The sequence below is a fragment of the Aeromonas sp. HMWF014 genome, from assembly GCF_963878295.1.
Taxonomy (GTDB): domain Bacteria; phylum Pseudomonadota; class Gammaproteobacteria; order Enterobacterales; family Aeromonadaceae; genus Aeromonas; species Aeromonas popoffii.
The window spans coordinates 5,279-11,694 of the sequence record NZ_CAWNYS010000308.1; the positions used below are offsets into that span (position 1 = coordinate 5,279).

The window sequence follows — 6,416 nt, forward strand, 5'->3', positions numbered from 1 at the left end:
CGTTCAGTTTCTCCATCACCGAGGGGATCGCCGTGGGCTTCATCTCCTACTGCGTGATGAAGGCAGGCACCGGCCGCTGGCGCGAAATCAACCCCTGCGTGCTGGTGGTGGCCCTGCTGTTCGTGCTCAAGTTCGTCTGGGTCGACAGCCACTAAGCCTGCCTATCGCACACAAAAATGCCCGTCATCGACGGGCATTTTTTATGGCAGGCAGAGGACGGCACTCAACGGATACCGCGAGCCTCGCGGATCCACTCCCAGGCCTGCTGTATCTCCTGGGTCTTCTCCTTCGCCATCTCCATCATCTCCGGTGGCAGCCCCTTGGCGGCCAGCTTGTCCGGGTGATGCTTGCTCATCTCCTTGCGGTAGGCGCGCTTGATGTCTTGATCGCTGTCGCTCTCGCTCACCCCGAGCAACTGGTAGGCATCCTTGAGGCGATCCGCTGACGGCGCTTCCTGCCGGTACTGCTGCCCGCCGTGCCCACCGTCCTGATAGTGCCCACCGTGCGCCCGGTTGAAGAAGTTCATCTGCGCCTCGGCCATGGCAAGGATACGGGCCAGCTCGATGCGGCTGAAACCCAGCTCATCGGCGATGGTGTGCAGAATAGCCCGCTCGTTGTCTTCGACCTTGCCATCGGCAAAGGCGGCCTGCAGTTGCACCTCCAGGAAGAAGCGCAGTATGTCGCGCTGCCCCAGACTGGCACGGCGGAATTCAGCCAGGGTTTCCCGCAGCGGGAACTCGGCCTCCTTGCCCAGCCGGAACGACTCCTGGGCGCGGGCCCGCTGATCCCCCACCAGCCGCATTCGATCCATCAGGTTGGAGGCAACCCGGATCTCCTGCTCCGTGACTTGACCGCTCGCCTTGGCGATATGGCCCATGACGGCGAAGGTGGCGTGAAAGAAGACCGCCTGCTGTTGCTGACTGGGGCCACGCTGGAACGCCCCCCGAATACCCATGCCCCGATCGAAACGGTGGCCGATCCAGAGGCCAAGCAGGGCACCAAAGATGTTGCCGAGCAGAAAACCGAAGAAGGCGCCAAGCACCTTACCCCAAATACGCATGGTTCAAGACCTCGTGATGTTAATGAGTGCGGGCCAGCAGCTGTTCGTCCAGCTCGCGCAGCCGCTCAACAGTGCCAATGTCGCGCCATTCGCCGGCCAGCATGGCACCGCCGACCCGACCTTGCGCCATCCAGTCGCGTAGCAGGGGGGCCAGCTTGCGCGCACCCGGCGGCAAATCGGCAAAGGCGGCGGGGTCATAGAGCCCGACACCGCTGAAAGTAAGGGCCGGCGCATCCTGTACCCGACCCGCGTGCAGAGAAAAATCCCCGACGGGATGCTGGGGTGGATTGGGCGCCAGCCATAGATGGGCCAGATCCTCCCCCAGTGGCTGGGTCACCAGAGAGCGATAGTCCAGACTGAGCCAGGTATCGCCGTTGATCACCAGAAAAGGCGCCGGGCCGAGCAGCGGCAGCGCCTGCACTATGCCACCGGCGGTTTCCAGCGCACTCTCCTCGGCCGACCAGTGGATACTCACCCCGAAAGCACTGCCGTCACCAAGCGCCTCGACCAGCTTGTGGCCGAGCCAGGCGTGGTTGATGACCAGCTCAGTCACACCGGCCGCCGCGAGTTTCTCGATATGGTGCACGATGAGCGGCTTGCCCCCCACCGCCAGCAGCGGCTTGGGCAGGCTGTCGGTGAGCGGGCGCATGCGCTCGCCACGGCCGGCGGCCAGGATCATCGCCTTCATGGTTTCATCCCCGCACGGGTTATCCCCGGCAGCACCACCTGCTCCAGCCACTGGCCAAAACGGGCCAACACGGGATACGTGGCGCCATGCTGGTGGCACACGTCCACCACATAGCCCAGGGTGCGGGGAATGTCCTTGAGGTAGCCGGATTTGCCATCGCGATGGTAGAGACGGGTGAAGATGCCCGCCGCCTTCAGGTGGCGCTGCATGCCGGTCAGATCAACATGACGACGGAAACTGGCATAGTCGAGCCCGCCAAGCAGCCCTGCCTGCTGCAGGGTATCGAAGCCCTGTCGCATGCCCTGCTCGATCACCGCATCAGGCCAGCGCACGTAACAATCTTTCAGCAGCGAGACCAGGTCATAACTCAGGGGGCCGATGACCATGTCCTGAAAGTCGATGATGGCCAGCTGGCTGCCATCTGGCGTGTCACCCCCACACACCATCAGGTTGCGGCTGTGAAAATCACGGTGCATCACCCCCTGCGGCTGGGCCAGGTTGTTGGCGGTGAGGCAGGCAAAGGTGTCATCCAGTAGCCGTTGCTCGGCTTCGCTGAGCTGAAATTGCAGGTGATGGCCCAGCAACCACTCGGGGAATATGCTGTTTTCACGGGCCATGAAGGCGGCGTCGAAGGGCTCCAGTACCAGATCCACTGACCCCAGCCGGGGCAGCAGCGCTATGGCCTTGTCATACCAGGCCAACACATTGTGCGCATCCAGACAGCCGATAAGCTGGGTATCCCCCAGATCTGTCACAGCCAGCAGGCCCTGCTCATAATCCACAGCCCTGACCTCGGGCGCCAGCAACCCCATTGCCTGCAGGGCGGCTGCATTACGGACAAACTCATGATTTTTTTCAGTTTTTGGATTGGCATCCACCCACACCAGGCCAGCGCCACGGTGGTAACGGCGAAAACTGGCGTCACCGGAAATCAGGGTCAACTGAAGGTGGGCATCACCGGAGATCCGGCGCGCCCATTGCAATAGCAGGGAATCGCGATCGTACATAAGTCGGGGACCAAATTGGAAAGCAGCACTTGGCTGTTAGCCCTGGCCGCAATAATGCTTTATCATTGCCGGCTAACATAAAGCAATGACATGCAATGTCAACTCGATGAATCCTGTCGTAAAATGCATGTCTTGAATCAGCCGTAGCTACCACGGATTGCGCGAGTCTTTCACATGACAAAATGGACACTGGGGTACTCATTTCACATCGCCCTGACCATCAGCCTTGTTCCAGCCCTGACCCCGGCCAGAGTGCAGGCAGCACCGATGACGCCGCCTCCCGCCACCGGGATCCTGGACGGGCTCTGCTATGACTATGTACCCAAGGTAGAAAAACTGGCCCCCGGGCAGGATGCCAACGCCCAACTGGTCGAAGTGGATGCCAATCGGCTCGAGGCTAAACAGGGCGGCACCGCCATCTATCAGGGGGATGTCAAGCTCCGCCAGGGTGTGCGCAAATTTGACTCGGATTATGCCGAGCTCGATCAGAAGAGCCGGGATGTCATCGCCATCGGCAACATCTATTACAACGATGGCCAGATCACAGTCACCAGTGACAAGACCCTGAAATCCAACCTGGATACCAAGAATTCCGAGCTGGAAGAGGGCAAGTATCAGGTCCATGGCTCACCGGTACGCGGCTCCGCCGAGCGGGTCACCATGACCAACAACAACCAGAACATCACTCTGGAAGGTGCCCAGTACACCACCTGCCCACCGGGCCAGGAAGTATGGACCCTGAAAGCGGGCAGCATCGACATAGACCAGACAGAGGTGTTCGGGGAAGCCTGGAACGCCAGCCTCTGGCTCTATGACTATCCGGTTTTCTACTTCCCGTATATCAACTTCCCCATCAAGGATGAGCGTAAAACCGGTCTGCTCTACCCGGGTTTTACCCAAAGCTCCAAGAACGGCATGGACATCACCCAACCGTTTTACTGGAACATAGCGCCCAATTACGATGCCACCATCACATCCCGTTTCATGGACAGACGGGGCCTGATGGCGCAGGTCGAGTTCCGCTACATGCCGGATCCGGCCCATGTGGGCAGCCTCTATTTCGAGAATCTGGCAGACGACAAACAATATGATGAAACACCCAGCCTGAATCAAAAGCTGTCTGACGGGCATCGCTATCTGCTCAATGCGCGTCACACCTCTATGTTTGCCGATAATGCCATGCGAGCAACGCTCGACTACACCAAGGTCCGGGATCGGGATTACAACTACTTCAACGACTTCTCCCCCAAGGTGGGTACCTGGGTCGAGAACCAGTTGCAGCAATCCCTGATGGCTGGCTACTTCCAGCCCAGCTGGAACATCAACACCGAGGTGCGGACCTACCAGATCCTGCTGGCCAGTGCCCAGCAGCCCCACGAGCTGATGCCACGTATCGATCACAACTACTACCATCAGGGCAGCTGGTATGATCTGGCCTGGAATAACGAAGTGACCCGGTTTGGTTACAACAACACCCAGTCCTCCGCGCAAAACCTGGGGGAGGCCTATACCGGCACCCGGGTCTACACGGCCCCGACTCTGACCATACCGCTGATCAACGAGGCGGGCTACTACCTCGACAGCCAGTACAGGTTGATGTACACCCGTTACGATCAGGAAGTGCCGGACAACATGAGCCAGGCCTTCCGTGACAGATTTGATCCCAGTTCCAAAGGCGCTAACACAGGAACAGGCAGACAAGAAAACGTCACGCTGGACGAAGGCATCATCAGCCGGACCCTGCCCTCCTTCCGCCTCAAGGGCGGCATGACCTTCGAGCGCAACCAGAGCTGGTTTGGCGGCGATGCCAACCAGACCCTGGAGCCTGAGTTCCAGTACCTCTATGTGCCCTACAAAAATCAGGACAACATAGGTGTCTACGACTCCACCACCATGCGTCAGGACTACTACAGCCTGTTCAGCGACCGCCGCTACGCCGGTCTGGATCGCATCAGCGACTCAAATCGCGTGTCGGTCGGTGTCACCAACCGGATATACGATGATGCGGGCGATGAACGAATTCGGCTGGCCGTTGCCCAAGCTTTCGATTTTGTTGCGCCCAGGGTCAAGCTCTACTCCAGCGAATCCCTGACCACCAATACCCGCTCCCCGCTCTCGCTCGAGGGGGATGCCAAGATCAACGAACAGTGGTTTGCCCATGCCGGTGCGCAATATGATATGGACCAGAGCCAGATCAGCTCCGCCAACAGCGCCATCGAGTATCGCCATGAGAAGCTGATCAGCCAGCTGAACCATCGCTTTGTGCGCGATGCCAACATTGTCCCAAACACGAATAATGAGATCACCGACCTCAACCAGGTCGGCTTGTTGTTGACCACTCCGCTCAATGAGCAGTGGCGCCTTTACGGTGGCTACTACAAAGAGCTCAATCAGAACGTGAAATCTGATCGCAAGGTGGGTCTGAAATATGACTCCTGCTGCTGGAGCATCAACTTCAATCTGGAGTGGGTCAATACGCCAGATAACGTGAGCAATACTTCGACAGCCGAACGCAGCTTCGGCATTCAGTTTGAAATGAAAGGATTGGGTAGCGTGGGTACCGGTAGCAAGGGCACCTCCCTGGACACCGAAGCACTGCCTTACATTCGTCCGTTTAACCTGCGAGACCAGTAACGGTCTGGCAAACGCCTTGAGAGATGGATATGAAGAAGACGTTGATTTCCCTGCTGACTGCAGGCCTGTTCGGAGCCATGAGCCAGGGTGCCTTCGCCGCCCCCGAGCTGCTGGACAAGGTGCTTGCCGTAGTCAACAAGGACGTGGTTCTGGCCAGCCAGCAGGAAGCCCTGGTACAGAAAGTGAAGAGCTCGGCCCAGGAGAGCGGTCAATCCCTGCCTGACGATGCCACCCTGCGCAAGCAGGCACTGGATCGCCTGATCCAGGAGAGCCTGCAGCTGCAACTGGCGGATCGTCAGGGCCTCAAGATCAGCGACACCCAGCTGGAACAAGCCATCCAGAGCATAGCCGCCGACAACCAGATGACGGTGGAGCAGCTGCGTGCCCAGCTGGCCCGCGAAGGGCTGACCTATGCCCAGTACCGGGAAGAGGTGCGCCGCGAGATACTGATGAACGAGGTGCGCCGCAACCAGGTGCGCCGCCGCATCAATATCTCGGAGCAGGAGGTCAAGCAGGTAGTGGACATCCTCGCCAAGCAGGGCCAGCAGCAACAGCAGTACCATGTCGGCCATATCCAGATTGCCCTGCCGGACAACCCGAGCGCCGAGCAGCTCAACGCCGCCAAGAGCAAGATTGAACGCATCCTGGCCGCCCTCAAGCAGGGGGCTGACTTCCGCAAGCTGGCCATTGCCGAGAGCAATGGTCCCAAGGCGCTGGAAGGGGGTGACTGGGGCTGGATGAGCCCGCAAGAGATGCCGACCCTGATGGCCGAAGCGGTACAGGGTGCCAAGAAGGATGACATAGTAGGTCCGCTGCGCTCAGGCGCCGGTCTGCACATCATCAAGGTATTCGATACCAAGGGTCAGCAGCAGGTCTTACAGACCGAAGTGCGTGCCCGCCACATCCTGATCAAGCCCTCCATCATCTTGAGCGAAGAGAAGGCCAAGGGCATGCTGGACGGCATACTGCACGACATCAAGAGCGGCAAGGCCAGCTTCGCCAGTCTGGCGGAGAAGCACTCCGAAGA

Annotated in this window: 5 protein-coding genes and 1 pseudogene; 3 read left to right on the forward strand and 3 right to left on the reverse strand. The window is 59.4% G+C overall.

Translation table 11 applies throughout. From position 1 onward, the window contains the following. A pseudogene (locus AAC083_RS12695) lies at positions 1 to 155 on the forward strand (NCS2 family permease); the annotation flags it as partial. 68 nt (positions 156 to 223) lie between these two features. On the opposite strand, the gene djlA reads toward AAC083_RS12695, so the two are convergent. From djlA to AAC083_RS12710, 3 genes are read right to left on the reverse strand one after another with little or no spacing between them, the layout of a single operon-like run. Further along, positions 224 to 1,060, reverse strand: coding sequence for a co-chaperone DjlA (gene djlA / locus AAC083_RS12700; RefSeq protein ID WP_042035084.1), 837 nt, complete (start codon positions 1,058 to 1,060; stop codon positions 224 to 226). Between the two features lie 19 nt (positions 1,061 to 1,079). Then, entirely contained in the window at positions 1,080 to 1,748 is a 669-nt protein-coding gene (gene murU, locus AAC083_RS12705; RefSeq protein WP_108536801.1) for an N-acetylmuramate alpha-1-phosphate uridylyltransferase MurU, read from the reverse strand. Further along, positions 1,745 to 2,755, reverse strand: a complete 1,011-nt coding sequence (locus tag AAC083_RS12710; RefSeq protein ID WP_108536802.1) for an aminoglycoside phosphotransferase family protein — start codon at positions 2,753 to 2,755, stop codon at positions 1,745 to 1,747. The genes murU and AAC083_RS12710 overlap by 4 nt, the downstream gene beginning before the upstream one ends. A 174-nt stretch (positions 2,756 to 2,929) precedes the next feature. Between AAC083_RS12710 and lptD the strand changes: the two genes are divergently transcribed. Both lptD and AAC083_RS12720 read left to right on the forward strand, forming a co-directional pair. Continuing rightward, positions 2,930 to 5,389 (forward strand): LPS assembly protein LptD, encoded by a 2,460-nt coding sequence (gene lptD, locus AAC083_RS12715; RefSeq protein WP_108536803.1) that lies wholly within the window; start codon positions 2,930 to 2,932, stop codon positions 5,387 to 5,389. Between the two features lie 29 nt (positions 5,390 to 5,418). Next, positions 5,419 to 6,416, forward strand: a 998-nt coding sequence (locus AAC083_RS12720) for a peptidylprolyl isomerase (protein ID WP_108536804.1), incomplete at its 3' end; no start/stop codon positions are given.

Excerpts from the sequence above, each read along its gene's own strand:
- djlA (WP_042035084.1), bottom strand. The coding sequence starts at position 1,060 with ATGCGTATTTGGGGTAAGGTGCTTGGCGCCTTCTTCGGTTTTCTGCTC.
- murU (WP_108536801.1), bottom strand. The coding sequence starts at position 1,748 with ATGAAGGCGATGATCCTGGCCGCCGGCCGTGGCGAGCGCATGCGCCCG.
- AAC083_RS12710 (WP_108536802.1), bottom strand. The coding sequence starts at position 2,755 with ATGTACGATCGCGATTCCCTGCTATTGCAATGGGCGCGCCGGATCTCC.
- lptD (WP_108536803.1), top strand. The coding sequence starts at position 2,930 with ATGACAAAATGGACACTGGGGTACTCATTTCACATCGCCCTGACCATC.